Source organism: Cedecea selenatireducens (assembly GCF_042138895.1).
GTDB classification, from domain to species: Bacteria; Pseudomonadota; Gammaproteobacteria; order Enterobacterales; family Enterobacteriaceae; genus Cedecea; species Cedecea selenatireducens.
Genome location: NZ_JBHIKW010000007.1, coordinates 134,038 through 159,231, shown reverse-complemented (window position 1 = coordinate 159,231; position 25,194 = coordinate 134,038). Strand labels below are relative to the sequence as shown.

At 53.6% G+C, this 25,194-nt stretch carries 24 protein-coding genes and 1 pseudogene; 13 read left to right on the top strand and 12 right to left on the bottom strand.

What is annotated here, in order from left to right; genetic code table 11:
• Positions 1-29: 29 nt before the first annotated feature.
• The 4 genes from pncC to ACE38U_RS13530 all read right to left on the bottom strand — a co-directional run bounded on the left by pncC (position 30) and on the right by ACE38U_RS13530 (position 3,124).
• A complete protein-coding gene (pncC, locus tag ACE38U_RS13545; protein ID WP_375529956.1) occupies positions 30-539 on the bottom strand; it encodes a nicotinamide-nucleotide amidase in 510 nt (169 codons plus the stop codon).
• Positions 540-672: 133 nt separating this feature from the next.
• Positions 673-1,551 (bottom strand): metal ABC transporter substrate-binding protein, encoded by an 879-nt coding sequence (locus tag ACE38U_RS13540; protein ID WP_038479519.1) that lies wholly within the window; start codon positions 1,549-1,551, stop codon positions 673-675.
• Complete coding sequence (locus tag ACE38U_RS13535; protein WP_038479516.1) at positions 1,548-2,432, bottom strand: metal ABC transporter permease; 885 nt, start codon at positions 2,430-2,432, stop codon at positions 1,548-1,550. The genes ACE38U_RS13540 and ACE38U_RS13535 overlap by 4 nt, the downstream gene beginning before the upstream one ends.
• Positions 2,429-3,124 (bottom strand): metal ABC transporter ATP-binding protein, encoded by a 696-nt coding sequence (locus tag ACE38U_RS13530; protein WP_038479513.1) that lies wholly within the window; start codon positions 3,122-3,124, stop codon positions 2,429-2,431. Before ACE38U_RS13530 ends, ACE38U_RS13535 begins: the two co-directional genes overlap by 4 nt.
• 401 nt (positions 3,125-3,525) lie before the next feature.
• Here ACE38U_RS13530 and srlA point away from each other — a divergent pair, with 401 nt between their 5' ends.
• The 7 genes from srlA (at position 3,526) to gutQ (ending at position 8,455) form a co-directional block, all read left to right on the top strand.
• Positions 3,526-4,074, top strand: coding sequence for a PTS glucitol/sorbitol transporter subunit IIC (gene srlA / locus ACE38U_RS13525; protein ID WP_008458272.1), 549 nt, complete (start codon positions 3,526-3,528; stop codon positions 4,072-4,074).
• A gap of 9 nt (positions 4,075-4,083) precedes the next feature.
• Positions 4,084-5,052 (top strand): PTS glucitol/sorbitol transporter subunit IIB, encoded by a 969-nt coding sequence (gene srlE / locus ACE38U_RS13520; protein ID WP_038479509.1) that lies wholly within the window; start codon positions 4,084-4,086, stop codon positions 5,050-5,052.
• Between the two features lie 11 nt (positions 5,053-5,063).
• On the top strand, positions 5,064-5,426 hold the full coding sequence (gene srlB, locus ACE38U_RS13515) for a PTS glucitol/sorbitol transporter subunit IIA (RefSeq protein ID WP_038479506.1): 363 nt from the start codon (positions 5,064-5,066) through the stop codon (positions 5,424-5,426).
• Between the two features lie 29 nt (positions 5,427-5,455).
• On the top strand, positions 5,456-6,235 hold the full coding sequence (gene srlD / locus ACE38U_RS13510; RefSeq protein ID WP_038479503.1) for a sorbitol-6-phosphate dehydrogenase: 780 nt from the start codon (positions 5,456-5,458) through the stop codon (positions 6,233-6,235).
• Between the two features lie 60 nt (positions 6,236-6,295).
• The gene (gene gutM, locus ACE38U_RS13505) at positions 6,296-6,655 is read left to right on the top strand and encodes a transcriptional regulator GutM (RefSeq protein ID WP_038479500.1); all 360 of its coding nucleotides are present in this window, start codon (positions 6,296-6,298) and stop codon (positions 6,653-6,655) included.
• 68 nt (positions 6,656-6,723) lie between these two features.
• Positions 6,724-7,509: a glucitol operon DNA-binding transcriptional repressor SrlR gene (gene srlR / locus ACE38U_RS13500; protein WP_176981193.1), complete on the top strand. Its 786-nt coding sequence runs from the start codon at positions 6,724-6,726 to the stop codon at positions 7,507-7,509.
• Positions 7,490-8,455, top strand: a complete 966-nt coding sequence (gutQ, locus tag ACE38U_RS13495; RefSeq protein ID WP_176981192.1) for an arabinose-5-phosphate isomerase GutQ — start codon at positions 7,490-7,492, stop codon at positions 8,453-8,455. Before srlR ends, gutQ begins: the two co-directional genes overlap by 20 nt.
• 39 nt (positions 8,456-8,494) lie before the next feature.
• Here the strand turns inward: gutQ and mltB are convergent, their stop codons facing one another.
• Positions 8,495-9,571: a lytic murein transglycosylase B gene (gene mltB, locus ACE38U_RS13490; RefSeq protein WP_038479491.1), complete on the bottom strand. Its 1,077-nt coding sequence runs from the start codon at positions 9,569-9,571 to the stop codon at positions 8,495-8,497.
• 95 nt (positions 9,572-9,666) lie between these two features.
• Positions 9,667-10,686 (bottom strand): tryptophan--tRNA ligase, encoded by a 1,020-nt coding sequence (gene trpS / locus ACE38U_RS13485; protein WP_375529923.1) that lies wholly within the window; start codon positions 10,684-10,686, stop codon positions 9,667-9,669.
• A gap of 277 nt (positions 10,687-10,963) precedes the next feature.
• Between trpS and ACE38U_RS13480 the strand changes: the two genes are divergently transcribed.
• Positions 10,964-11,635 carry an HAD-IB family hydrolase gene (locus ACE38U_RS13480; RefSeq protein WP_144244055.1) on the top strand — a complete coding sequence of 224 codons (672 nt, stop codon included), beginning with the start codon at positions 10,964-10,966 and terminating at the stop codon, positions 11,633-11,635.
• Between the two features lie 45 nt (positions 11,636-11,680).
• Here ACE38U_RS13480 and ACE38U_RS13475 read toward each other — a convergent pair whose 3' ends face one another.
• The 6 genes from ACE38U_RS13475 to ACE38U_RS13450 form a co-directional block, all read right to left on the bottom strand.
• The gene (locus ACE38U_RS13475; RefSeq protein WP_375529922.1) at positions 11,681-12,721 is read right to left on the bottom strand and encodes a TerC/Alx family metal homeostasis membrane protein; all 1,041 of its coding nucleotides are present in this window, start codon (positions 12,719-12,721) and stop codon (positions 11,681-11,683) included.
• Between the two features lie 129 nt (positions 12,722-12,850).
• Positions 12,851-13,621: an anti-sigma factor family protein gene (locus ACE38U_RS13470; protein ID WP_375529921.1), complete on the bottom strand. Its 771-nt coding sequence runs from the start codon at positions 13,619-13,621 to the stop codon at positions 12,851-12,853.
• Positions 13,618-14,130, bottom strand: a complete 513-nt coding sequence (locus ACE38U_RS13465) for an RNA polymerase sigma factor (RefSeq protein ID WP_038479480.1) — start codon at positions 14,128-14,130, stop codon at positions 13,618-13,620. Before ACE38U_RS13465 ends, ACE38U_RS13470 begins: the two co-directional genes overlap by 4 nt.
• 21 nt (positions 14,131-14,151) lie before the next feature.
• On the bottom strand, positions 14,152-14,694 hold the full coding sequence (locus tag ACE38U_RS13460; RefSeq protein WP_176981189.1) for a cytochrome b: 543 nt from the start codon (positions 14,692-14,694) through the stop codon (positions 14,152-14,154).
• Complete coding sequence (locus tag ACE38U_RS13455) at positions 14,691-15,779, bottom strand: catalase family peroxidase (RefSeq protein ID WP_375529920.1); 1,089 nt, start codon at positions 15,777-15,779, stop codon at positions 14,691-14,693. The genes ACE38U_RS13460 and ACE38U_RS13455 overlap by 4 nt, the downstream gene beginning before the upstream one ends.
• 193 nt (positions 15,780-15,972) lie before the next feature.
• Complete coding sequence (locus tag ACE38U_RS13450; RefSeq protein WP_176981188.1) at positions 15,973-16,689, bottom strand: Type III secretion system effector HopBA1; 717 nt, start codon at positions 16,687-16,689, stop codon at positions 15,973-15,975.
• A gap of 546 nt (positions 16,690-17,235) precedes the next feature.
• Between ACE38U_RS13450 and ACE38U_RS13445 the strand changes: the two are divergent.
• The 5 genes and pseudogenes from ACE38U_RS13445 to drmB all read left to right on the top strand — a co-directional run bounded on the left by ACE38U_RS13445 (position 17,236) and on the right by drmB (position 25,191).
• Positions 17,236-18,134, top strand: a pseudogene (locus ACE38U_RS13445) (IS3 family transposase).
• 275 nt (positions 18,135-18,409) lie between these two features.
• Entirely contained in the window at positions 18,410-18,625 is a 216-nt protein-coding gene (locus ACE38U_RS13440) for a helix-turn-helix domain-containing protein (RefSeq protein WP_119936007.1), read from the top strand.
• Positions 18,622-19,869 (top strand): DNA cytosine methyltransferase, encoded by a 1,248-nt coding sequence (locus ACE38U_RS13435; protein ID WP_375529919.1) that lies wholly within the window; start codon positions 18,622-18,624, stop codon positions 19,867-19,869. The genes ACE38U_RS13440 and ACE38U_RS13435 overlap by 4 nt, the downstream gene beginning before the upstream one ends.
• Positions 19,862-23,305, top strand: a complete 3,444-nt coding sequence (drmA, locus tag ACE38U_RS13430) for a DISARM system helicase DrmA (RefSeq protein WP_375529918.1) — start codon at positions 19,862-19,864, stop codon at positions 23,303-23,305. Before ACE38U_RS13435 ends, drmA begins: the two co-directional genes overlap by 8 nt.
• Positions 23,306-23,310: 5 nt before the next feature.
• Complete coding sequence (gene drmB / locus ACE38U_RS13425; RefSeq protein ID WP_375529917.1) at positions 23,311-25,191, top strand: DrmB family protein; 1,881 nt, start codon at positions 23,311-23,313, stop codon at positions 25,189-25,191.
• The last annotated feature ends 3 nt before the right edge of the window (positions 25,192-25,194 follow it).

Sequence of the window (25,194 nt, the reverse complement as noted above, 5' to 3'; positions counted from 1 at the left end):
TGTTTCGTTGAGGCAATTATACTGTACAGTCATACAGTATCAAGTTTATTTTTTAGAAAATCATTCCACAGGCTTTGCAGGGCATATTCCGTCGCTTGCCGACGAACGGCATCCCGGTCTCCGTCAAAGCGCTGCACCTTTGCCGACGCTCGGCCCTGCTTTTCAGCAAAGCCAAACCATACGGTACCCACCGGTTTTTCATCACTGCCGCCGTCTGGCCCGGCAATACCGCTGACGGACACGGCATAATCAGCTTTTGCTGCGGCAAGCGCGCCTTGCGCCATCTCAAGCACCACGCCTTCGCTGACGGCGCCATAGGCCTCCAGCGTCAGCGTATTTACGCCGATCAGCTGATGCTTGGCTTCATTACTGTAGGTCACAAAGCCCCGCTCAAACCAGGCTGAACTCCCCGACACGTCGGTAATGACTTTCGCTATCCAGCCGCCGGTACAGGACTCTGCGGTGGTCACGGTGGCCCCAAGCTGCCCGAGGGCATTCCCTACCCGCTTGCTTAGCTCAAACAATGCGCTGTCTGTCATGCTGGCTCCGATTGTAGACATATCATTACCCAACACGATAGCACTTTACGGGCGTTGCAGGGGATTACATCAGGATGCTCGGGAAAGGTTCCAGAATTGAAACGGCCAGCGAAAGCTGGCCGGAGGGAGAGGACTATTTCATGCTGTTGGCGATGGTGTTCACGTTGTGCTTGAACGCCATTTCGTAGGTGCTTGCCGGGCCGCCAGGGCCTGAAAGCGCCTCAGGATAAAGCTCACCGCCAGGCTTCGCACCTGTTGCGCCTGCGATTTGTTTCACCAGGCGTGGGTCGGTCTGATTTTCGATGAAGTAGGTGGAGATATGTTCATCTTTCAGCTGTTTAATCAGAGAAGCAACATCGCTGGCACTCGCCTGCGCTTCGGTTGAAAAGCCCACCGGCGCCAGGAACGTCACGCCATAAGCTTCGCCGAAATACCCGAACGCATCGTGGCTGGTCAGCACCTTACGGTGAGTTTGAGGCACATCCGCAAAGCGTTTTTTCGCCCAGCTATCGAGTTGCTTCAGGCGTGCTGCATAGCCATCACCGCTTTTGCGGATAGCCGCTGCATCCTGTGGGTCGGCTGCAACCAGCGCCGCGGTGATATTTTCCGCGTAGGTTGCCCCGTTTGCCGCACTGTTCCACGCATGTGGGTCAGTAATAGATTTGCCGTCCTCTTCCATACTGCGGGTATTGATCCCCTGCGAAGCGACGATAACTTTCCCTTTATAGCCGGATGCCGTCACCAGGCGATCCATCCACCCTTCCATGCCTAGCCCGCTAACAATCACCACATCCGCGTTGCGCAGCGCCACGCTGTCTTTTGGCGACGGCTCGAAGCTATGCGGGTCGCCATCCGGCCCAACCAGGCTGGTGACCTTCACATGCTCACCGCCAACCTGTTTAGCCATGTCGGCCAGCACGGTAAAGCTTGCCACCACATTCAGCGTTTTAGCCGCAGCCATCTGGCTGGAAAGCGCCAGTGCCAGCGCAATACCTATCCCTAAACGTTTCATTTAACCCCCTTTATGATTGCCAATTTCCTACGCAGCAGGCTCCCTGCAAGCACGCTGCGCGGTCCGAAAAGTATTGAGATAAAGAATGCGACGCTCGCCGTAAGCACGATGGCCGGCCCGGCGGGTAACGAGGCGTAGAAAGACCACACCAGCCCTAACCAGGCGCAAATCAGGCCGCACACTACGGCAAGCGCGATCGACCCCGGCAGCGTCTTAGCCCAGCACCGCGCGGCAATGGCGGGCAGCATCATGAGGCCCACGGACATTAATGTGCCGAGGATCTGAAAACCGGCGACCAGGTTAAGCACCAGCAGCGCCAGAAATGTGCCGTGGATCAGCGACGGCAGCAGCCGGTTGTTGACCTGTAAAAAACTGCGGTCAAACGACTCCATCACCAGCCCGCGATAGAGCAACGCCAGCGCAATCAGCGTCACGCTCGCAATCAGGCCCACAAACTTAATGGCCTCGCCATCAACGGCGAGAATCGAGCCAAATAGAAGATGCAGCAGGTCAACGCTTGAACCGCGCAAAGAAATCAGCGTCACGCCGAGCGCCAGCGAACCAAGGTAGAATCCGGCAAAGCTGGCATCTTCTTTTAACGGCGTCCTCGCGCTCACCCAGCCGGAAAGCAAAGCGACCAGCACGCCGGCGACAAACCCTCCGACGCCCATCGCCACCAGCGACATACCGGCCACTAAATAGCCCACGGCGACGCCGGGCAAAATGGCGTGAGAAAGCGCATCCCCCACCAGGCTCATGCGGCGAAGCAGGAGAAAAATGCCAAGAGGAACGGTGCTCAGGGAAAGCGACAGGCAGGCCACCAGCGCCCGGCGCATAAAACCGTAGGCCACAAAGGGCTCAATAAAGAGGTGATAAATCATGCGGTTTGTACCAGCCGTGGGCGAAAGGAAGCGTATTGCGCTAAGGCTTCGTCGGCGTTGCCCCACTGGTAACCATCTGACGTGAGCAGCAAGACTTCAGGAAAATGGCGACGCACCAGCTCGTTGTTATGCAGCACGCTGATAAGCGTCTTTCCATCCCGATGCATCTGGCACATCAGTTCCATCAAAAATTCGCTGGTCTGTGCATCCACGCCGGTGAACGGCTCATCAAGCAACACCAGCGGCGCGTCCTGAACCAGCAGGCGGGCAAACAGCATGCGCTGAAACTGCCCCCCGGAGAGCACCTCAATCGGACGCAGGTAATGCTCGGTTAAGCCCACGCGCTCAATAGCTTCCATCACGCGTTCACGGTGCTTACGACGCAGGCCAGAAAATAGCCCGCGCCCCGGCCAGCTTCCCATGCAAACCACGTCATAAACCGTGGCGGGAAACTGCCTGTCCATTTCACCCAGCTGCGGCAGCCAGGCGATACGCGGCCGGGCATCGTCCTGAAAGTTTACCCGACCGGAAATCGGCGGCAGCAGCCCGGCTAAGGTTTTTAACAGCGTCGATTTACCGCAGCCGTTAGCCCCGATGACTGCGGTCATGCTGCCCCGCTGAAATCGGCCGCTAATAGCCGACACCACCACATTGCCGTAATAGCCCAGCTCAAGGTTCTTCAATTCGATCATGGCAGGATAACCGCCCAGTGAATGGCGCCCCAAAGTATGAGGATCAGCGCTGCCACAAGGGCCACGCGCAGCAGCCCGGAAAGGCTGAATAAGGAAGAGGGAGCAACAGCGGACATACCGATACCAATATTGTTTCGTTATAACATAACATAATCTACCGAGCCGACCTTGTAAATTTCTGTTTTACACCTCGGGATAAACGAACCCTCAATCGACCTCTTTTTCGCTCATCCGTCAGCAAAGCAAAAGCTTCACCGATTCTTTCACACCCCAAAAGCTTTCAAATCGATAGTTTTATATTTCACAATGAGATCTAAATAACATATTTACAGGTTTCAAAATGATTAATATGAGCCATCGCCGGGATCAACGGTGAGCACATAACCCTACAGGAGCTAAAAATGATCGACATGATTACCCACGGGGCGGAATGGTTTATTGGCCTGTTTCAGAAAGGCGGGGAGGTCTTTACCGGCATGGTGACCGGTATTCTTCCTCTGCTGATAAGCCTGCTGGTGATAATGAACGCGCTGATTAACTTCATCGGCCAGCACCGCATTGAACGCATGGCGCAACGCTGCGCCGGCAACCCCGTATCGCGTTACCTCTTGCTGCCCTGCATCGGCACCTTCGTGTTTTGCAATCCGATGACGCTCAGCCTTGGCCGCTTCATGCCTGAGAAGTACAAACCGAGCTATTACGCCGCCGCATCGTATAGCTGCCATTCGATGAACGGTTTATTTCCCCACATCAACCCCGGCGAGCTGTTTGTTTATCTCGGGATAGCCAGCGGGTTGACGACGCTGGGCCTGCCGCTGGCGCCGCTGGCGGTGAGCTATCTGCTGGTCGGGCTGGTCACCAACTTCTTCCGCGGCTGGATAACCGATCTCACCACCTCCATTTTCGAGAAAAAAATGGGTATCGAGCTGGAACGTCAGGTACGTCTCTAAGGAAAAATCATGACTCAAAGCATTCGTATTGAAAAAGGCCAGGGCGGATGGGGCGGCCCGTTGATTATCCCGGTCGACCCGAGCAAGAAGATCGTATACATCACCGCGGGGACGCGCCCGGCAATAGTGGATAAGCTCAGTGAAATGACCGGCTGCGAGGCAGTAGACGGTTTTAAAGACGGCGAGCCTCCGGAAGCCGAGATTGCCATGGCCATCATCGACTGCGGCGGCACGCTGCGCTGCGGGCTCTACCCTAAACGGCGCATTCCGACGATAAATATCCATGCGACCGGGAAATCCGGGCCAATGGCGCAATACATCGTGGAGGATATTTATGTCTCAGGCGTCAGGGAAGAAAACATCGCCTGGGCCCAGGGCGAGCCGCAGGCCGGGCTGAAAAAAGCCCCGGCACGCGACTACGACACCAGCAAAAAAATTACCGAACAAAGCGACGGCCTGCTGGCAAAAGTGGGCATGGGAATGGGCTCCGCCGTCGCCGTGCTGTTCCAGGCCGGGCGCGACACTATCGATACGGTTCTGAAAACGATACTGCCTTTTATGGCGTTCGTTTCGGCGCTGATTGGCATCATCATGGCTTCCGGGCTGGGCGACTGGATTGCGCATGGCCTGGCTCCGCTGGCCAACAATCCTGTCGGCCTGATTACCCTCGCCCTGATTTGTTCGTTTCCCCTACTTTCACCTTTCCTCGGCCCGGGCGCGGTCATCGCGCAGGTCATCGGCGTGTTAATTGGCGTGCAGATTGGTCAGGGGCATATCCCTCCTCACCTGGCGCTGCCCGCGCTGTTTGCGATTAATGCCCAGGCCGCCTGCGATTTTATTCCGGTTGGCCTGTCGCTGGCTGAAGCCAGGCAGGACACGGTGCGCGTCGGCGTTCCTTCCGTGCTGGTCGGGCGTTTTCTGACGGGCGCGCCCACCGTGCTTATTGCCTGGCTGGTGTCCGGCTTCATCTATCAATAAGGAAGCGCAACATGCAAACCATTTACCAGACCACCATCACCCACATTGGCCGGTGCGCTCGTGAGGCGCTGGAAGACAACATGCTGATTACCTTTCGGGAAGGCGCGCCGGCGGATATTCAGGATTACTGCTTTATCCACTGCCACGGCGAACTCACCGGCAAGCTTAAACCGGGCATCGGTTTTGAACTTAACGGCCAGCATTATGCCGTGACCGCCGTCGGGGACGTCGCGCAGCAGAATTTGCAGGAGCTGGGGCACATCACCCTGCGCTTCGACGGTGAGGCACAGGCGGAATATCCGGGCACCGTTCACGTCAACGGCCCGCTGCCGCAGGGCATTGAGCCGGGCTGTCGGCTGAAGTTTGTCGCATAAACATTGTCTTTAAACAAAAGGAGCAAAACATGAACCAGGTTGCCGTTGTCATCGGTGGAGGGCAAACGCTCGGGGCGTTTCTCTGCCATGGGCTGGCCCAGGAAGGCTACAAAGTCGCCGTAGTGGATATCCAAAGTGAGAAAGCCGCCCGCGTGGCGCAGGAGATAAACGAACAGTACGGGCCAGGCACCGCCTGGGGATTTGGCTCTGACGCCACCAGCGAGCAAAGCGTTACCGCCCTGGCCCACGGCGTGGATGAGATTTTCGGCCAGGTTGACCTGCTGGTTTACAGCGCGGGCATCGCCAAAGCGGCGTTTATTGGCGATTTCGCGCTGGGGGATTTTGATCGTTCACTGCAGGTGAACCTGGTGGGCTACTTCCTGTGCGCCAGAGAGTTCTCGCGCCTGATGATCCGTGACGGCATCAAAGGCCGCATCATCCAGATCAACTCGAAGTCCGGCAAAGTGGGCAGCAAGCATAACTCCGGCTACAGCGCGGCGAAGTTTGGCGGCGTGGGGCTGACGCAGTCTTTAGCGCTGGATCTGGCGGAATACGGCATCACGGTGCATGCGCTGATGCTGGGTAACCTGCTCAAGTCGCCGATGTTCCAGTCGCTGCTGCCTCAGTACGCGGAAAAGCTCGGCATCGCCGCTGACGAAGTGGAGCAATACTACATCGACAAAGTCCCCTTAAAGCGCGGCTGCGACTATCAGGACGTGCTTAACACGCTGCTGTTTTACGCCAGCGATAAAGCCTCTTACTGTACCGGGCAGTCGATTAACGTCACCGGCGGGCAGGTCATGTTTTAACCATCAGGTCACCGGTTCCCCCTTCTTTTCGGGAATGGGGGAACCCAGGGAGGAAACATCATGATAAACGCCCTTATCGCTCTCGCAACGATCGCGTGGCTAAGCCAGTTACTGCTCGGCGGCTGGCAGATTCGCCTGTTTAACCGGGCCTTTGACCGACTCTGCCGACAGGGCGCCGTTGGCGTTGGCCGCTCGTCCGGGCGCTTCAGGCCTCGGGTGGTGATCGCCCTGGCGTTTGACGAGCAGCAGAACGTTCGCGACAGCCTGATAATGAAAGGCCTGACGGTTTTCGCGCTGCCACAGCCTTTATCTCAGCTACACGGCATGAATCGGCAGGAATTGCAGCCTGATGTGATCTTTCCCCATGATCGGAACTGTCAGAATGCTCTATCATTAGCGCTTAAATTGAAACAGGGTTAATTTCGTTTCGAATGCTTATTTCTTGCGAAATTACCGAATCGAAATTTATTGCAAGGTAATAAGAGCCTATGAAACCACGTCAACGACAGGCGGCGATCCTCGAACACCTGCAAAAACAGGGAAAATGCTCGGTAGAAGATCTCGCGCAGCACTTTCAAACCACCGGCACCACGATCCGTAAAGATCTGGTGCTGCTCGAAACTGCCGGGACCGTTATTCGCACCTATGGTGGCGTAGTGCTCAGCAAGGACGAACCCGACCCGCCGATTGATCACAAAACGCTGATCAATACCCTGCAAAAACAGCAAATCGCCGATGCGGCGGTCAAGTATATCCATGATGGTGACTCCATTATTCTTGACGCGGGCAGCACCGTATTACAGATGGTGCCGCTGCTTCAGCGCTTCAATAACATCACGGTGATGACCAATAGCCTGCATATCGTCAACGCGCTGTCTGAGCTGGATAACGAACAAACCATCCTGATGCCCGGCGGCACCTTCCGTAAGAAATCAGCCTCGTTTCACGGCCAGCTGGCGGAAAACGCCTTCGAGCACTTCAGCTTTGACCGGCTGTTTATGGGCACCGATGGCATCGATCTCAACGCCGGGGTCACGACCTATAACGAGGTTTATACCGTCAGCAAAGCGATGTGTAACGCAGCCCGCGAAGTGATTCTGATGGCAGACTCCTCAAAGTTTGGTCGTAAAAGCCCGAACATCGTCTGCGGCCTGGAAAGCGTCGATACCATCATCACCGACAGCGGCATTAGCCATGAATTCCTCACCGCGCTGCGCGAAAAGGGCGTGAAAGTGATTGTCACCGGAGAAGAAGATGAATCAGCGAATGATTAACGCCGCACGAGAAACCCTGCTGCTGGAGTTACAGGAAGCGAGCCGCCTGCCGGACAGGCTGGGAGAAAGCTTTGTTGCCGCCGCCAATGCCGTGCTCACCTGCCAGGGGAAAGTGATTGTCTCCGGCATGGGCAAATCCGGGCATATCGGCAAGAAAATCGCCGCAACGCTTGCCAGCACGGGCACGCCAGCCTTCTTCGTCCATCCTGCCGAAGCGTTACACGGCGATCTGGGGATGATTGAAAGCCGCGACATCCTGCTGTTTATCTCCTATTCCGGCCATGCGAAGGAGCTGGATTTAATCATTCCTCGCCTGCAGGAAAAGGCCGTGACGCTGATTGCGATTACCGGCAAAGCCCAGTCGCCGCTGGCCAAAGCCGCGCTTGCCTCGCTGGATATTTCGGTAGAACGCGAAGCCTGCCCTATGCGTCTGGCGCCGACCTCCAGTGCGGTGAACACCTTAATGATGGGCGATGCGCTGGCAATGGCCGTGATGCAGGAGCGCGGTTTTAACGAAGAGGATTTTGCCCGCTCACACCCTGCAGGTGCGTTAGGCGCGCGTTTGCTAAACCGGGTGCATCACCTGATGCGGACCGAAGAACGGCTGCCGCAGGTCGCAGACCGCGCCACGGTGATGGATGCCATGCTGGAGCTAAGCCGCACGGGGCTGGGGCTGGTTGCCGTCTGCGACAAAGAACAAAGAGTGGCCGGGGTCTTTACCGACGGTGACCTGCGCCGCTGGCTGGTAGGGGGAGGCAAACTAGAAGCCGGCATCAACGAAGCCATGACAAAACACGGCACGGTGCTAAAGGCCGAAACCAGGGCGATAGATGCCAAAGAGATCTTAATGAAGAAACGCATTAGCGCCGCGCCGGTGGTGGATGAAAACGGCAGGCTGCTCGGGGCTATCAACCTGCATGATTTTCATCAGGCAGGCATTTTATAGTCCGTGCTTATCGCCCTCCTACGAGGGCGATAAAATCACTTATTGAACGCGGGCCAGCGCCACGGCCTGCCCTAATTGCCACACCGCCATCGCATAATGGGTGCTGTGGTTATAGCGGGTAATCGCATAGAAGTTCGGCAGACCGTACCAGTACTGGTAGCGATCGCCCATATCCAGGCGCAGCAGGCTCACTTCCTGATGGTTGCCTAAAGAACCCTGCGGGCTCAGGCCGGACTGGCCAAGTGCCGCCACGGAGTATTTGGTGTTGAAGCCGTTAGCCAGCCCCGGTACCTGGCCGTTAGCCGGGACGGCAACCATGTCGCCCTTCTCCCAGCCGTGGGCTTTGAAGTAGTTCGCCACGCTGCCGATAGCGTCTTCCGGATCCCACAGGTTCACGTGGCCGTCGCCGTTGAAGTCCACCGCGTACTCTTTAAACGAAGAAGGCATGAACTGCCCGTAGCCCATTGCTCCGGCGAAAGAGCCCTTCAGCGCCAGCGGGTCATCACCTTCATTACGCGCCATTAGCAGGAAGGTTTCCAGTTCGCCCGCAAAGTATTGCGCGCGGCGTGGATAAGCAAAGGCAAGCGTAGCCAGGGCATCCACAATACGCGTTTTCCCCATCACGCGGCCCCAGCGGGTTTCAACGCCGATAATCCCGACGATGATTTCCGGCGGTACGCCATAAACCTGGTAAGCACGGTTCAGCGCAGACTCGTACTGGTTCCAGAACTTAACGCCGTTTTGCACGTTATCCGGGGTGATAAATTTACCGCGGTAGCGCAGCCACGCCCCGTTCGGCCCGGCCGGTGGGGCGGTAGTCGGCGCCTGCTGATCCATCAGGCGTAGCACGTAGTCCAGACGTTTAGCCTGGGACAACACTTCATGCAGCTGGCGGCGGTCGAAGCCATGCTCATTCACCATTTTGTCGATGAATTTCTCTGCTTCCGGGTTGTTAGCGAAGTCCCCGGTTTGCATAAAGACATCGTGCTGCGGCTGCAGCAGAAAACCACCCGACGGCGTGCCGCTTGTTTGCTGCTGTTCGGCGGTTTTCGGCTTACTGCTACAGGCGGAGAGTAAAACCAGGATAGGAAGAAGTGCTGCGGCTGAATAACGCATCTGATGGGCTGTCCCTGTGAATGTTCGCGAAAGTTTCCCAATAATGGTAATCCATAATCACTCATCTGAGTATGCCTCTCTTTGCCCTTCTGCCTTTAAAATAATACCGGCAACCCAAGAGCTCGCTTCACTTCATCAGCCGTTTGCTGGGTTAGTGCCCGTGCTTTTTCACTCCCGGCCTTCAGCACTTCGCTCAGATACGCCTTGTCCTCAATAAAACGATTCCGCCGCTCTCTTATTGGCGCCAGCAGATTTTGCAGGCAGGTTTCCAGCTCGTTTTTACACTGCCGATCGCCCAGGCCACCGCGCTGATAGTGCTCCTTCATCGCAGCCACTTTCTCTTTGTCTTCATGGAATGCATCCAGGTAGGTGAACACCACGTTACCTTCAACTTTTCCCGGATCGTTGACGCGCAAATGATCCGGGTCGGTAAACATGGCGCTCACCGCCTGGTGAATCTGCTGCTCGCTGGCAGAAAGGGTGAGCGTGTTGCCCAGGGATTTTGACATTTTGGCGTTGCCGTCAACGCCCGGCAGGCGGCTTACCGGGCTAAGCAGCGCCTTGCAGCTGGTTAATAGCGGCGTCGCCGTCAGGCTATTCATCTTGTGCACGATTTCATTGGTCTGTTCGATCATCGGCAGCTGATCGTCGCCAACCGGGACCAGAGCCGCCTTAAAAGCGGTGATATCGGCGGCCTGGCTTATCGGGTAAACAAGGAACCCGGCAGGCAGAGAGCGGGCAAAACCTTTCTGCGCAATCTCGCTTTTCACCGTCGGATTTCTTTCCACACGAGCGACGGTCACGATGTTCATATACAGCATGGTGAGTTCAGCCAGCGCGGGCAGCGAGGACTGCAGGCAGATAGTCGTTTTCTGCGGGTCAATGCCCACCGCCAGATAGTCCGCCATCACCTCCAGAATATTCCCTGCGACGCGCTCAGGGCGGCTGCCGTTATCGGTTAATCCCTGCAGGTCGGCTACCAGAATGTACTGTTGATGCTGGTGCTGAAGCTGAACGCGCTGGCGAAGTGAGCCAACATAATGCCCGAGGTGAAGCTGCCCGGTTGGGCGATCGCCGGTAAGAATGGTTTGCTGCAAAGGATGTGAGCTGTTCATAAATGCCTCCTGAGACTGATAAATCTGGCCGGAGGGCGAACGGATAAAACGAAATAGCCGCCTTCCGGCGGCTATTAGAAAAGGGTGAACGAATTCCTGCCGCCTCTAAAGAGACAGCCACCAACGGGTAACGATAAAGGCGGTGTGTTTTCTGTTCATTGCGCTACCCTATCACATTTCGCGACGGTTTCCGTAGCGGGATTTAAAAGTTTATAATTTCACTATCGTTCGCAAGATCCCCTCGCGACGTACAGATAAAAGGGAAATTTGGGAAACTATGGTTGTTATGAATGATCCTTCGCCTGGCGTACTGTCGGTCTTTGATTTCGACGGTACGCTAACCCATAGCGATAGCTTTGTCCCGTTCCTGCGGTTTGCGTTTGGGCGCAGAACCTTTGCACGCAAAATGATGCGCATGGTATTACCGACGCTCAAATGCCTGCGCCGGAAACTGACCCGAGATGAATTAAAAGAAGTGCTGATCTCCACCTTCTTAACCGGCGTCAACGAGCAGTGGGTTAAAGAGAAAGCCGAAGTTTATTGCGCGAAAAACTTCGAAAAAATGATGCGTCCGCGCGGGCTTATGGCGGTCGCCGCCGAGCTGCGTTCTGGCGCCGAAGTGACGCTGTGTTCTGCGTCTCCGGCTATTGTGCTGCAACCGTTCGCCGAACGCCTTGGCGTTAAGCTTATTGGTACTCAGCTTGAAGTGATTGATGGCATGCTGACCGGCCGCATTAACGGCCATAACTGCCGCTGCGATCAGAAAATTCAGCGTCTGGAGCAGGTCTATGGCCCGCTGAATCAGCTTCATTTGCGCGCATGGGGAGATTCACGAGGGGACTATGAGCTGCTGACCGCCGCAAGGGATTACCACTGGCGCTATTTCCATCGCTCCAGGCCTCGCCGCCGCTCACCTATCGAAAGATTGCGCCTCGACAAACATCTCTGAGTCGCGTCATCAGGACGCCTTCGCCTGAAGGCGTCCTTCAATTGCTTAGTTCTTACTGTCGCTTGATTCAGCTTTTGCCGGGAACATCACGCTAAGGATGATGCCCACGGCCAGCACGCCCAGCACAACGTACAGGCTGGCGGTGGCCGAAATGCTGTAACCATGATGCCAGATGTGTTCGCTGGCATTAAGCCCAAGTTTAACGGCGATAAAGAACAGCAGCACCACCACCGCTTTTTCCAGGTGAACGAGATATTGTTTTAACGCTTCCAGCACAAAATACAGGGTACGCAGGCCGAGTATCGCGAACATCATTGCGCTGTAGACGATAAGCGGTTCACGGCTGACGGCAATAATGGCCGGCACGGAATCAAAAGCAAACATCACGTCAGAAAGCTCAACCACCGCCACGCACAGCATCAGCGGCGTAGCATAAAGCGCGGCTTTTTTGACTCGCCCAACGGTGATGGCCTGGTTTTCTGGCTTCTCCAGCTCCCGGTCGACTTCGGCCTGGTTAAGCAGGAACTTACGCCCGGCAAGCTTGGGCCAAATGGGGAAAAAGCGCTTAACCAGCCGGTAGGCCAGATGCTGAGAATAGTCCTCAACCTCTTCTTCCCCGCCGTCGCCCTTCAGCATCATCACCGCCGTCCAGGCGACAATTAGCGCAAAGACGATTTCAACATAAGGCCCAAGAGACAGCAGCCCGGTGCCGATGGCAACAAAAATGCCCCTGAAAACGATCGCCCCGATAACGCCCCAGTACAGCACGCGGTGCCGATAGCGGTCCGGAATACCGAACCAGGCAAAAATCGCCATCATCACAAACAGGTTATCAACCGAAAGCACTTTCTCAAGCGCGTAGCCGGTGACAAACAGGCTGGCGACTTCCGCCCCGTGATGAAGATATAAAAAACCGGCAAAAAGCATTGCCACTGCAACCCAGAACACCGACCACAATGCGGCACTTTTCAGCGAGATGGGCTCGTCTTTGCGGTGCATAAAGAGGTCGATGAAAATGGCACCCACCGAGAGCGCAAGAAACACCGCCACCGTTTCGGTCGGGAAGCCAATATGTGTAGATACCATGTTTTATCCTTCAGGAATGACAGAAGCAGCGTCGGGGAGTCCGGGCGCCGCTTCACTCCATTCAGGATAAGTCCTTCCGGCAAAAATGGTATATTTTTTCTGGTATTGGCGAATAAACAGGCAGCTGTATTAAATCGAGCTGGCATCGCCTGCATACTGCTGCACCGCTTTTTGTAGCCCCGCCGTCTGGCTGTCGTTAGCCGGGCTTACCATCGCATAGTTATAGCGACGATCGCTCCAGTATTGCGCCTTGAGGTTATCGGCCTGCCGCTCCCCTTTGCCCAAGGTTATTGAGCCTGAAGGCCGGATATACCAGGCGACACGCGTTCCCTGCGCGTCCTGGTAAATTACCAGCGCTGCCGGGCCCTGCTCGGTAACCATTAAGCGCCCGCCCACCAGCGTAAAACCGTAATTATCCAGGTTAGGGGCCTGCGCGCCATCAATAAAGTAGCGGCTCATCCAGCCATTTACCGTAACGCGATCGCTGGCAACAACGTCCAGCGCCTTAACGTTGCCGTTGTTCACCAGCCGGTAGGCCTGCACGGCATCCTCCATCGGCAGCATTTGCCGCAAAATCTCACTGGCATGCAGCTGCCAACCGGTCACGCCGCCGATACCCACGGCAAAAAGCAGGCTAAAGGCAAAGGCAAAACGCCACTGACGGCTGCGGCGGATCCGCTGGCGAACCAGCTTCACCTCCGCGCTGGCAGGAGAAACCTGGGGCACATACTCATTAACAGAAAGGCGCAGGCGCTGGGCATCCGCCTGCCATTTTCTCACCTGTGCTGCCAGCTCCGGATGCTGCTGCAAATAGTGTTCAACCCACTTTTTGCGCTCTTCATCTAGTTGCCCGTCAACCCAGGCATGGAGATCCTGTTCTTCAGGAAGGAGCGGTTTCATTTTAATCTCCTTAACGCCGGGGAGGATGACGTATCCTCATCCCACTTTTGCAGCTGTTTTCTGGCACGTGATAAGCGTGACATCACGGTACCTAAAGGAATATCCAGCGACTCCGCCGCCTCTTTATAGCTCAGCCCTTCAACGCTGATGAGTAACAGCAACGCGCGCTGCTCAACCGGGAGCTGGCTGAAGATAGCGAGCATGTCGTCATTGATCAGCATCTCTTCCGTTGAGGCGGCGACCTGGTTTTCATCACCGGTAAACAGCGACAAAATGCGCTGGTAGCGCCTTTTACGCCGTTCACCATCAATAAAATGCCGATAAAGGATCGAGAACAGCCAGCTGCGCAGGCTCTCTCGATCGGCCAGATCCTTTTTTCGCGTAAAAGCTTTTTCCAGGCAGGATTGCACCAAATCCTCTGCGGAATGAGGATTACGCGTGAGCCATAAGGCAAAACGCTGCAGATGTGGCAGCATTTCCCGTATTTCCTGTTCGCTCAGTGTTGACATGATTTACTCCGCTGCGCGACGTTAACCACGGCCTTTGTAGCCCGTCATACTGCTGAACACCCCATCACGCAGCAGCAGCGCATGGAACAGTGCGGCAGTCAGATGCAGGATAACGGTGACAAAAAGCAGCAGCGCAAGCCCCGTGTGCAGCGGCCGCAGCAACGCATAGAGTTCGATATTTTTAGCCACCAGCGCCGGTAATGTTATACCGGCCCCTAACGTCACCGGGTAGCCCGCAGCAGAAAGCATAGCCCAGCCTACCAGCGGTTGAGCCGCCATCAGCAAATACAGCAACCAGTGGGATAAATGTGCAGCAACCACCTGAAAAGCGGGTAAATGAGCCGGGAGCGACGGCGTTTTATAGCGCAGACGCAGGTACACCCTCAGAATAACCAGCAGCAAAATGGCGACACCAAGGGGTTTGTGCAACGAGTATAAAAACGCGTGCAGACCTGACACGGTGGACACCATACCCACGCCGATAAACAACATCGCCATAATCATCAGCGCCATCGCCCAGTGAACAACGCGCAGCAGCGGGTGAAAATAGGTCACCTTGTTCATAATCCTGCTCCTTTGTTTGCCTGAGCTTCTTCATGCGTGCGGCGATTGAAGGATGACGAATAAGCAGCAGAGCGGGCACTCAGCAGCGGATCGTCAGAGCCAGAGATGCCATCCGGCAGTATCAGCGGATCGTAGTTAATGTCGCGGCAGCCGCCGTCGGCCTGATCTTGTGCGGAAGTCAGCACCAGCGTGCCTGCGTTAAGCTTTTGGTGGCTATCGGGCCAGGCTTTTGTCGCGTCATTGGTCGCGTCTCCCTTTTCAGCCACGCTGATAATTAAATCCCATTTTAGCGGCCCCTGCTGCAGGCGCTGCCTGATGTCCTGCTGAAGGAACAACGGGTTAGCTTTGTCTTCCGCCGTCACCGGCACGCCAGGAGTTTGCGCCTGCATACTCCAGCGCACGCCGCGAACGTCCCCTGCTTTATTGGTAAACAAGAAGGTATTCAGGCTGTTGTAGCTGTCGCTGGCCCAGCTTGACGTTGGCACATAGCTCTTCACCCACGCAAAAAACGGCTTTGCCTCCGGGTGAGCGCTGATAAAAGCTTTCATTTTGGCCGGATCGGGTTTGCCCGTTTTAGGATCGGGAATACCCGCCATTTGCTGATCGTAGAAGCCCTGAGGTGTAGCAACGCTAAAGAACGGCAGCGCGTTCATCCCCGTGCGCCACTCCTGGCCATCGCGGGTGATAAACTGCAGCGCCATACTGCGCACCGGAACCGCACCGTCAGGCGCGTTGGGGTTACCGCCGGCAATCGCCAGACGCCCAATAACTGGCGTATTGCCAGGCAGAAACACCGTTGCTTTTGACAGGGCGCTGGCGCTGCCGTTGGAGTCAAAATACCCCGCCACGCAGACGCCTTTGGCATGATTGCGACGATAGCCGGGATGCTCCCCTCCCGTTTTTTCCAGCGCATTAACCAGCTTGTCGGGGGATAAACGCCCCGGCGTCAGGGCTCCCCACGCCCAGGCAAACAGCAGGCAAAGGGCTAACGGAATGGCGACTATCACGGCGCCACGCAGCAAAAATTGCTGCGGATAGCGCAAATTTTTAAACAACGCGCAGAAAGACGGACGGGGTTCTCGCATAGGTTCGGCTCACAATGATGAAACGGCATTTGGCTGTTGAGCACATAGGACGAACGAAATGGAAGTTTATTCCCCGGTTATCAATTTTTTCACGTCCCTTCCAACAATAAACAAAGGAAAGTGAATACTCAGCGGGCGGCGGCGCAGCTTAATAGAATTGTCGACGGCGGGGAGCTGAGACTCCCCGCTATTTTTATTTCGGGAAATTAATCACCAGGTGGCTGTTGTCGTCCTTATCGTTCAGCGAGCAGCCAGGGGCTTTATCGCTCACACTGAAGGAAACCACGGGGCCAGGGCGCATATCTTTAGGCCCTTGCTCACGGCTATGATGAAAATGACCACCGCCGCCCCAGACCAGCGTTTTACGAGCGCCAATGGCACGCTCTTCCTTTTCTGTCGCAGCGTTCCAGGCAATATTGAGCGCCAGCCGCTTGTTCATATATTTGATGGCTTCCATCGGCGTTTTGGGCGCAGCACCGGGAATATGCCGGTCAATGCCGGCGACGGAAATGCCGGCTTTGTGCGCTTCATAAACTGCCCCGGCAACCTTATCCACCCAGGCCTCACCGTGTTTTGACCAGGCATTCATGATGAAGTTTTTTGTCGCCTCTTTGCCATGCGCCAGCGCTTCGCGAAACAAGGCGTTATCGCTGTACTTCACAAACTCTATCGCCAGCAGATCTACTCCAGCCTTTTTCAACTCGGGAATGGCATGTCCGACAAACTCAGGGATCGCAAGCTGACCATGCACATCGCCCAGATAGGCAAGCTTGTTATCGCGGAACAGGTTTGCCAGCGCCTGAACGGGATCGTTCACCGGCGGCTTAATGTTAATATCAGGATGAATCCTTCCGCTGGCGTTAAGGGCGGCGGGCTGAATGCGATTTGACTGACCGACTGCAGAAAACATGGTTATCTCCGATGTTGGGATGTTTTCTGGTAAGTGGCTGGCAAAAAATTCAGTTCCTGGCTGAACGGAGAAAAATATGTTTCTAAACGCGACGCCCCGATCCACGCAAACCTCCGCTGTTTTCCTGCCCCTGATACTCCGTTATCATGGGCCATCTGCGGGACGATTTCCCTGAACAGTTTATTCCGTATTAGTGAGCAACAATGAGAACCAAAAAAATCACTAACCACTTAAAATTCAAAGAAATGGACATCACCACGCCATGAGCACTAGCGAAACCTTCGACGCCAATACGCCCATGATGCATTGGTGTTTTATTATTGAATAATATAGATATTTATTTATATATTATTTAAACCTACAATTCTACCTATAGAATATGTGAGCAGTGAATATCAGATGCTCATAGTTGCTGGAATTTTTGTTCAGCACGCTTAGCCATATACTTCAAAGCCCTGCAGGCCCCCCTCTCACTTCATTAATACTACCCACTATTAGTTGACACGCGACTAAGTGAGTAAACTCTCGACCAGAGGTCGATTACTCATGACAAAACCAGCATCAACCAGCAAAACAGCCAGTAAATAGTACACACCCAAATTCCGCGATGAGGCACTGAAACTGGCTGAGCGTATTGGTGTCGCTGCCGCCGCCCGTAAAGTCAGCCTGTATGAATCACAGCTCTACAACTGGCGCAGTAAACAACAGCAGCAAATGACATTCTCAGAACGGGAGAACAAACTGACTGCTGAAAATGCCCGCCTCAAACGCTAACTGGCTGAGCAGGCAGAGGAGCTGGCCATTCTCCAAAGGCCGCGACAGACTTCGCGAAGCGCCTTAAATGAAGTATGTCTTCATCGAAAAGCATCAGGCTGAGTTCAGCGTCAAAGCCGTGTGTCGCGTGCTCCTGATTGCCCGAAGCGGTTTGTATGCGCGGCTCAAACGTCGCCATCAAGCCGGCCCAAACCACCAGTTCCGGCTCATCTGTGATATTGCTGTCAGTCAGGCATTCACTGGGGCATAGCAGCGTTTTGGTGTGCCTCGTCTCGCCGAAGAACTGCCTGAATACAATTTCAAAACCATCGCCGCCAAACTGCGCAGTCAGGAACTGCGGGCGAAAGCCAGCCAAAAGTTCAGCCCAGTCAGTTATCGTTCATACAAGCCGTGGTGACCAGTACTGAACAGCGGATTATCAGGTATTGCTGAAGCGGCATAGCCTGCACAGCTGCATGAGCGCAAAAGGTTTCTGCTACGATAATGCGAATGCGAAAAGCTTCTTTCATTCGCTGAAAGTAGAGTGTATCCACGAGGAACGCTTTATCAGCCGGGAAATAATGCGGACGACGGTGTTTAATTATATCGAGTGTGATTACAATCGGTGGCGTCGTCACAGTGCCTGTGACGGTCGCAGCCCGGTACAATTTGAAAACGAAAATCTCGCTTAGGGCTGTGTCCACATTACATGGGTGGGATCACATACCTTTCCAAAAAGCTTTCGGTGTACAGTATGTAAGTTCTACGAACGTCTGCTGAGTGCCAAAAGTGGGCATCGTGAAGATGCCTAGAATAATAACTACTTAGAGTCGATTCAGTACGATATCTCCACACCTAATGACTAATATGCTGTGATGTTGGCAACTTGCCCTAATATCATCTAATAACGTAAAGTGAGCACAAACAGACGAAAATTACCTCTTGCAGGTCATAATGGGTATCTTGGATGATCAAAAGCCATCTTTCTAGGTTGATGGGGGAGCGGAGACTCAAAATTTCAGATGTTTCGCGAGACACTGGGATAAACAGGGGGACCCTGACGAGGATGTATCACGAGACCCTGGTGAGGATTGATTTAGAAACGATTAATACTCTCTGTGAGTATCTCTCCGTTTCTGTAGGCGAGCTGCTCGAATATCAAAAAGGCGAGAACAATACATGAGTAGTAAGCAGGCAAAAACCATGATTTCCTTGTTTAGCGGAGCCGGAGGCTTAGACTTAGGGCTGAGCGCAGCCGGATTTACTAACAAGCTCTGCGTAGAAATTGATCCCATTGCACAGCAAACTCTCGCTTTAAACCACCCCAAGTGGAAACTTGCCTCACCGGGTGACATTCATGCATTGGCTCCCAGTGAATTGTTAAGACAGTCAGGACTAAAGCCCAAAGAGTTGACCCTGCTTGCCGGTGGGCCGCCCTGCCAGCCATTTTCCAAGTCTGGATATTGGGTTACAGGCGATACTGATCGACTAACCGACCCGAGAGCTAAAACCCTGAAGGCCTATCTCGATATCGTCCGCGAAGCACAGCCGGAAGTGATATTGCTTGAGAACGTCAAAGGCATTGCTTATTCCGACAAGGATGAAGGGTTACAACTGTTGGTAAATGAGCTGAACAAGATCAATCGAGAGAAAAAAACTAATTACCATCCACATGTAATATCTCTAAACGCAGCTGACTATGGTATTCCTCAGTCACGAGAACGTGTATTTATCGTTGCCAACAGAGATGGAAAGCATTTTAAACTGCCTGCGCCAACGCATTTCGATCCTGATAAACTAAATGGTCATGGGCAACCTCATTTAACTACGTGGGATTCGATTGGCGATTTGGATGTCGATATTTGGTTGGATGAGGTTAAACCTTCAGGCAAATGGGCGGAGCTTTTACCAACAATTCCTGAAGGCCAAAACTACCTCTGGCATACCGAGAAAATGGGTGGGCTTCCCTTATTCGGTTGGAGAACTCGCTTTTGGTCATTTCTTTTAAAGCTCGCGAAAGACAAACCAAGTTGGACGATTCAAGCTCAGCCAGGCCCAGCAACAGGACCTTTCCACTGGAAAGGCAGACTACTTTCGATTCGTGAACTAGCCCGCCTACAAACTTTTCCTGATAATTTTCAGTTTTCCGGAGATCGACGTGCGGCGCACATGCAAATTGGAAATGCGGTTCCGCCGGCAATTGGCGAATTTTTTGGCTTGGAAATTCGGCGCCAGTTCTTTGGTGAGCGTGTTCGTAAAAAGCTGAATTTGATTCCTAAAAGACGTAACGATTGCCCACCACCGGAAAAGCCTAAAGCAGTACCGAAAAAATACTTGTCTTTAAGTGGCACTCACGATGCCCACCCAGGAACAGGAAAAGGTCCAAGAGCACAAAAACGCGAACAAAAGGAACAAGCCAATGCCTGATAGCAGCAAACGAGAGTCGCGCTCACGAATTCTAGAAGCTCTCGAGCGGGAATTAATGGGGCCAACAACAGCTGACGAATCAATCAATGAATTTCCGACAACCCGATATATCATAGGTCGTTTGGCGCCCCTCAAGTCTGAAATTCCCGACTATGAAAAAGATGAACTAGCTGCGGGCAATGACGATGATGAGGGTGGAGGGTACGAATCACAACCTCCGCTCATTGTAGGCTTTAGCCCTTCATCTATGGGACTGTCCTTTCTGGTTTCGCTGGAAACAAAAACCATCCATGCCAATGCTTTCTGGGGCGACTATCGCCGCGAAAAACATTCATCTGAAGGCCGCACCTATTGGAAACGCTATCAGCGATCCGTTTTAGTAGAGGGCATACCGGTTGATAAAATTGGCAAACTGAGTCCGATTCCCTTATCAAAATCCAATGCGCCCGCGTCAGTCACTGTTACTCCAGATGGCTTTAGACATCAAGGAGAAGATGGCGACGGTGATGGTCAGGTTTTTCTGGAGGGTGTTGTTCACCATATTGATGGCGCCAAGGCGGTCAGTTTATTTCTGGTAAATCGCCGACCTAAAGGTGACGATTCTGACAAAGCAAAAGATCAACAATGGTTAATGCAACCAAAACTACAGGTGTTTGGGGCTGACAAATACCCGATCTTCATCGCCAAAGATTTCGATAAAGACATATCCAAAGATCCTGAAATTGCGGCAGCCAATATGCTCTATCGTGATGCCAAAGAATTCGCCACAGGGCACGGGGTCGCTGCAGGATGGGATGGCCTAAACGTCACCCGTGACCGCGCCAGCCTATTATTCACGGATTTTATTCCGAACTTCGAAGTGCCAAGCCTGATAGCCCAAAGTGGAGCGATTTCCGGTCTTAACTTGGATATGTGGGAGCTAAGCCAATGCGCAACGCCCAATGATTTGTTCCAAGCTATCGAACCGCTCGTACTGACCTACGAGAAATGGGTGGCCGATAGAAAAGCGGAAACGCAGAGAGTGCCCTTTAACTCGACGCCTGAAAATATTGATACGTCTAAGGTGCTTATTGAGTGCTGCAAAGATGCTGCCCGAAGAATGCGTGAAGGACTGGAGCTAATCAGAGACGAGAATAATGCGTTTGAGGCATTTTTATTTTCCAATCACGTTATGTGGGATCAGCGCATTCACGCCATTTGGGCAGGCCGCACAAAAGATAGTGCTGATGGAAAAACAGTTGGATCGCCTTTCGACGAAGATATTAATAATTCGGGCAACCGTACTTGGCGTCCGTTCCAGATGGGCTTCATCTTGCTCAACATCGCCAGTATGGTGAATAAACCCAAATCCGGAGAGAAAGTTGCAGCAGACCGCAAACTCGTTGACCTACTTTGGTTCCCAACGGGTGGTGGTAAGACGGAGGCCTATCTCGGGCTCGCGGCATTTACACTGGCCTATCGGCGCTTGCGCGGCGATGTTAATGGCCTAGACTCCAGCGCTGGCGTTTCCATCATCATGCGCTATACCTTGCGCCTACTTACGGTCCAGCAGTTTCAACGAGCCACGGCACTAATCTGCGCCTGTGAATTGGTGCGTAAGAGCAATTCTGAAAAGTGGGGACAGGAGCCCTTTAAAATTGGCCTTTGGGTGGGTAAAGCAACTACGCCAAACGATGCCAAAGCATCTGGAAAGGCGTTGGAAGATTTAGACGAAGGCAAAAAACCACGAGATGGTAGTCCGGTTCAGTTGGTGTCGTGCCCTCGCTGCGGCACCTCACTGGTAACCCAGCAAGGCAAACCTGAAAATCAAACTTACGATTTTGATAATGTGCGGCTAAGAACACTTGTTCGGTGCCCCAATCCAAAGTGCGAATTCTGTGCACGTAAGTCAAATGATCAAGGTTTACCAGTTGTTGTTGTCGATGACGAAATCTACCGCGAGTGTCCTTCACTGGTTATTGCTACAGTGGACAAATTTGCTCGCATGCCCTTCAAGGGCGAAACTCAGGCACTCTTCGGCCTGCGCGACAGATATAGCCCAACCTACGGGCATCTAACGCCAGGGCATGGTGAAAAGCCAAACCAGCGTGTCGTCAAAGACGCTCAGCGAGCACGTCGGTTGGTGCCACCAGAATTGATTATTCAAGACGAATTGCACCTGATCTCTGGCCCACTGGGTACCATGGTCGGCCTATACGAGACTGCAGTAGATTTTCTCACCCGGGTGGAAGTCGAAACTGGTGTTTCGATACCGGCTAAGATTATTGCCTCTACTGCGACCATTCGCCGAGCTCGCGAGCAAATTCGTCAGCTCTACAACCGCGACCTATCGATCTTTCCTCCTAGCGGTTTGTCATCTAAAGATTCCTTCTTTGCCAAAGAGCAGGAAATTAAAGAGGATGACGACAAAACTGCCGGCCGCCTCTATGTCGGATTGAACGCCCCTGGCTCCAGTACCAAAACCTTGTTGGTGCGTGTTTATGCAGCGCTGTTGGCAGCGGGTGAAGCCGAAATTACGCGAGACCATGAAGCCGCAGACCCTTATGCAACAGTTGTTGGCTACTTCAACAGTCTGCGCGCATTGGGCGGCGCTCGTCGTCTGGTTGAAGACGACATTAAGAAGCGTCTTCGCTATTTATCCCAGCAGCGAGGATTCCCGCAACGCTATATCAATGATCCTGATGAGCTGACCAGTCGACTGGATTCCTGGCGTATCCCTGGTCTGTTAAAACGTCTTGATAACAGATTTCCACGCGAGCAGGGTAAGCAGCACCCAGTTGATGTCTTGCTGGCCACCAATATGATTTCAGTTGGTGTAGACATTGACCGCTTAGGTCTCATGGTCGTAACTGGCCAGCCTAAAAGCACCGCTGAATACATTCAGGCAACCAGCCGCGTAGGTCGCAAACACCCAGGATTGGTCATTACCATGTATAACTGGCTGGGTGCGCGTGATCTTTCACATTACGAACACTTCCGAGGCTACCATGCAGCGCTTTACCGGTATGTGGAAGCCATCAGTGTCACGCCTTTTTCTTCTCGCGCATTAGATCGTGGTTTGCGTGGCGCCTTTGCTGCGATGCAGCGTTTGGGTGGCCAAAATATGGCGAGAGAAGTGCAGGCTCAGAATTTTGATCCTGCAGTGCCTGGAACAGATTTGATGATCACCGACATTACCTTGCGCGCAGCTGACTTGGTCGGCAAGAAAAACGCCAAACTGGTTAACGAACGCCTGATGTCCAGCCGAGATGATTGGGCACACTATGCAGATGACCTGCTGCGCTATTCTTGGCTGAAAAGTGGCGAGCGCCCACCAAACAATGCCCGGGTTTTGCTGAAAACGTCGGGTACTGATAACGAAGGCCAATGGTATACCCCCGGATCACTGCGGGAAGTTGAGCCAACAGCGGCATTTTATCTGAGTGATGAGGAGTAACACGGATGTCGAGTAAAAGAGCGATTGGCGACGTTCGTCCCAGTCAGGTAATCACCACATTTGGCCCCGGTGCGATTGTCGATCTACAAACTTTGTCGGTCATCGTCTCTGGCATAGATACCTGGCGACCTCAGGAGGAGTTGGTGATTCGGGAGCCTCGATTAGAGCGAGCCCTTAGAGTAAGCCGATTCTTTCAAGCTGAGCCTGTAAGTAGTGGGTTTGGATATAAAAAAGGAACCGTCCCTGTTAGTGTTTTTCCAAGGTATCAAGTATGTAGCAACCCGAATTGCGCAACTTTGTCTGAGTATAAAGGTTTGAAATATGGATACCCCTCTTCGGAGAACAGAACCGAAAAACTGAAAAAGGAATATGGCGGAGATCCTAATTTCAATCACCTATGCCGTTACAACGACATCACGCAAGAAATTGAGTGTAAAGCTCCAAACTGTTCGGGACGTGGTAAAGGTAAGCGGGCGCCTACTGTACCTGCGCCATTCGTTGTGGCTTGCCCGAGTGGGCATATAGATGATTTCCCATGGCATGCTTACGTGCATCGTGATGCTGGTGATCCGTGCAGGCAGCGCATGCAGTTGGTTTATTCTGGTACGACCGGCTCGGTTTCAGATATATGGGTCTATTGTGCTTGTGGAAAGAAACGAAGCGTAAGTGATGCGTTTGGCGAAAACCGCAGTCTTGCCTTGGGTGAATGTACCCGCAAGCGTCCTTGGCTGGGGATAAAAAACAAAGATCCGCATGAGTGTAAACACGCCGGTCAGCTACGGGCGATTCAACGCGGTGCCACAAACGGATGGTTCCCCTTGGTGCGCAGCGCCTTATCAATTAAAGAGGCAGCCAGCCCGATTGGCCAGGCATTGAAGAAATGTCCGCAACATCAGGTTGAAAAGATCGATTCACAGGAAAAACTGCAAACACTGCTGGATATGGAAATGTTTCCAGCGCTAACAGAGTTCAAAGCCGAAGATATTTGGCAAACCCTGTTGAAAGAGCGTGGCGAAATAGAAACTGATGAGATTGATTTGCGTCTGCCGGAGTGGAACGCCTTCCGCAATATCGAAGGCAGCAACCAAGGCGATCAATCCGACTTTTTTCTCGAAGCCGGCGAAGTGCCCGATTTCCTCGCTGATAAAATTGATCGCATCGTTCTGGCCCGCAAACTTCTGGAAGTGCGCGCACTCACCAGCTTTACCCGCATCGATTACGCTTCGGGCATGGATGACGACGGTATGGGAGCCTCGCGTGCGCCCATCTATAAAGAGCGGCAGGATTGGTTGCCAGCCGTCGAGGTACGTGGTGAAGGTATCTTCTTGGAGTTAAAAGAAGAAGCCTTAACTGCCTGGGAAAAGGAGCCTGCCGTACAAAAGCGCGCTGCCGCCATCGAGCAAAAATACAAAGAATGGGCCGCTGAGCGGGGTGTGGATGCAGATGACTTCCCCGGCGCGCGTTATGTGTTGCTGCACAGTCTGGCCCATGTACTGATGCGCCAATTGGCGTTGGATTGCGGCTATTCCGAATCGTCGGTTCGTGAGCGTATCTACAGCAGTACCGATCCCGAGCGCAAAATGGCCGGAATACTGTTGTACACCGCCAGCGCGGATTCCGAAGGCAGCTTAGGTGGTCTGGTGGATCTTGGCACTAAAGAACGTTTCCCGAATTTAATACACAACGCATTGGAAAATGCTAAACGCTGCTCATCAGACCCTCTGTGTGCAGACCACCAACCCGATGTACATGCCACCATTAACGGGGCTGCTTGCCATGCCTGCGTGCTGGCACCAGAGACTTCTTGTGAGGCATTTAACCGCTTTTTGGATCGCAACTTCCTGGTGCCCACCATGGCATACAGCAATATGGCCTACTTCAAATAACGG

What these genes read in the sequence shown, in the direction of transcription:
- pncC (WP_375529956.1), bottom strand. Translation starts at nt 539, where the DNA reads ATGACAGACAGCGCATTGTTTGAGCTAAGCAAGCGGGTAGGGAATGCC.
- ACE38U_RS13540 (WP_038479519.1), bottom strand. Translation starts at nt 1,551, where the DNA reads ATGAAACGTTTAGGGATAGGTATTGCGCTGGCACTGGCGCTTTCCAGC.
- ACE38U_RS13535 (WP_038479516.1), bottom strand. Translation starts at nt 2,432, where the DNA reads ATGATTTATCACCTCTTTATTGAGCCCTTTGTGGCCTACGGTTTTATG.
- ACE38U_RS13530 (WP_038479513.1), bottom strand. Translation starts at nt 3,124, where the DNA reads ATGATCGAATTGAAGAACCTTGAGCTGGGCTATTACGGCAATGTGGTG.
- srlA (WP_008458272.1), top strand. Translation starts at nt 3,526, where the DNA reads ATGATCGACATGATTACCCACGGGGCGGAATGGTTTATTGGCCTGTTT.
- srlE (WP_038479509.1), top strand. Translation starts at nt 4,084, where the DNA reads ATGACTCAAAGCATTCGTATTGAAAAAGGCCAGGGCGGATGGGGCGGC.
- srlB (WP_038479506.1), top strand. Translation starts at nt 5,064, where the DNA reads ATGCAAACCATTTACCAGACCACCATCACCCACATTGGCCGGTGCGCT.
- srlD (WP_038479503.1), top strand. Translation starts at nt 5,456, where the DNA reads ATGAACCAGGTTGCCGTTGTCATCGGTGGAGGGCAAACGCTCGGGGCG.
- gutM (WP_038479500.1), top strand. Translation starts at nt 6,296, where the DNA reads ATGATAAACGCCCTTATCGCTCTCGCAACGATCGCGTGGCTAAGCCAG.
- srlR (WP_176981193.1), top strand. Translation starts at nt 6,724, where the DNA reads ATGAAACCACGTCAACGACAGGCGGCGATCCTCGAACACCTGCAAAAA.
- gutQ (WP_176981192.1), top strand. Translation starts at nt 7,490, where the DNA reads ATGAATCAGCGAATGATTAACGCCGCACGAGAAACCCTGCTGCTGGAG.
- mltB (WP_038479491.1), bottom strand. Translation starts at nt 9,571, where the DNA reads ATGCGTTATTCAGCCGCAGCACTTCTTCCTATCCTGGTTTTACTCTCC.
- trpS (WP_375529923.1), bottom strand. Translation starts at nt 10,686, where the DNA reads ATGAACAGCTCACATCCTTTGCAGCAAACCATTCTTACCGGCGATCGC.
- ACE38U_RS13480 (WP_144244055.1), top strand. Translation starts at nt 10,964, where the DNA reads ATGGTTGTTATGAATGATCCTTCGCCTGGCGTACTGTCGGTCTTTGAT.
- ACE38U_RS13475 (WP_375529922.1), bottom strand. Translation starts at nt 12,721, where the DNA reads ATGGTATCTACACATATTGGCTTCCCGACCGAAACGGTGGCGGTGTTT.
- ACE38U_RS13470 (WP_375529921.1), bottom strand. Translation starts at nt 13,621, where the DNA reads ATGAAACCGCTCCTTCCTGAAGAACAGGATCTCCATGCCTGGGTTGAC.
- ACE38U_RS13465 (WP_038479480.1), bottom strand. Translation starts at nt 14,130, where the DNA reads ATGTCAACACTGAGCGAACAGGAAATACGGGAAATGCTGCCACATCTG.
- ACE38U_RS13460 (WP_176981189.1), bottom strand. Translation starts at nt 14,694, where the DNA reads ATGAACAAGGTGACCTATTTTCACCCGCTGCTGCGCGTTGTTCACTGG.
- ACE38U_RS13455 (WP_375529920.1), bottom strand. Translation starts at nt 15,779, where the DNA reads ATGCGAGAACCCCGTCCGTCTTTCTGCGCGTTGTTTAAAAATTTGCGC.
- ACE38U_RS13450 (WP_176981188.1), bottom strand. Translation starts at nt 16,689, where the DNA reads ATGTTTTCTGCAGTCGGTCAGTCAAATCGCATTCAGCCCGCCGCCCTT.
- ACE38U_RS13440 (WP_119936007.1), top strand. Translation starts at nt 18,410, where the DNA reads ATGATCAAAAGCCATCTTTCTAGGTTGATGGGGGAGCGGAGACTCAAA.
- ACE38U_RS13435 (WP_375529919.1), top strand. Translation starts at nt 18,622, where the DNA reads ATGAGTAGTAAGCAGGCAAAAACCATGATTTCCTTGTTTAGCGGAGCC.
- drmA (WP_375529918.1), top strand. Translation starts at nt 19,862, where the DNA reads ATGCCTGATAGCAGCAAACGAGAGTCGCGCTCACGAATTCTAGAAGCT.
- drmB (WP_375529917.1), top strand. Translation starts at nt 23,311, where the DNA reads ATGTCGAGTAAAAGAGCGATTGGCGACGTTCGTCCCAGTCAGGTAATC.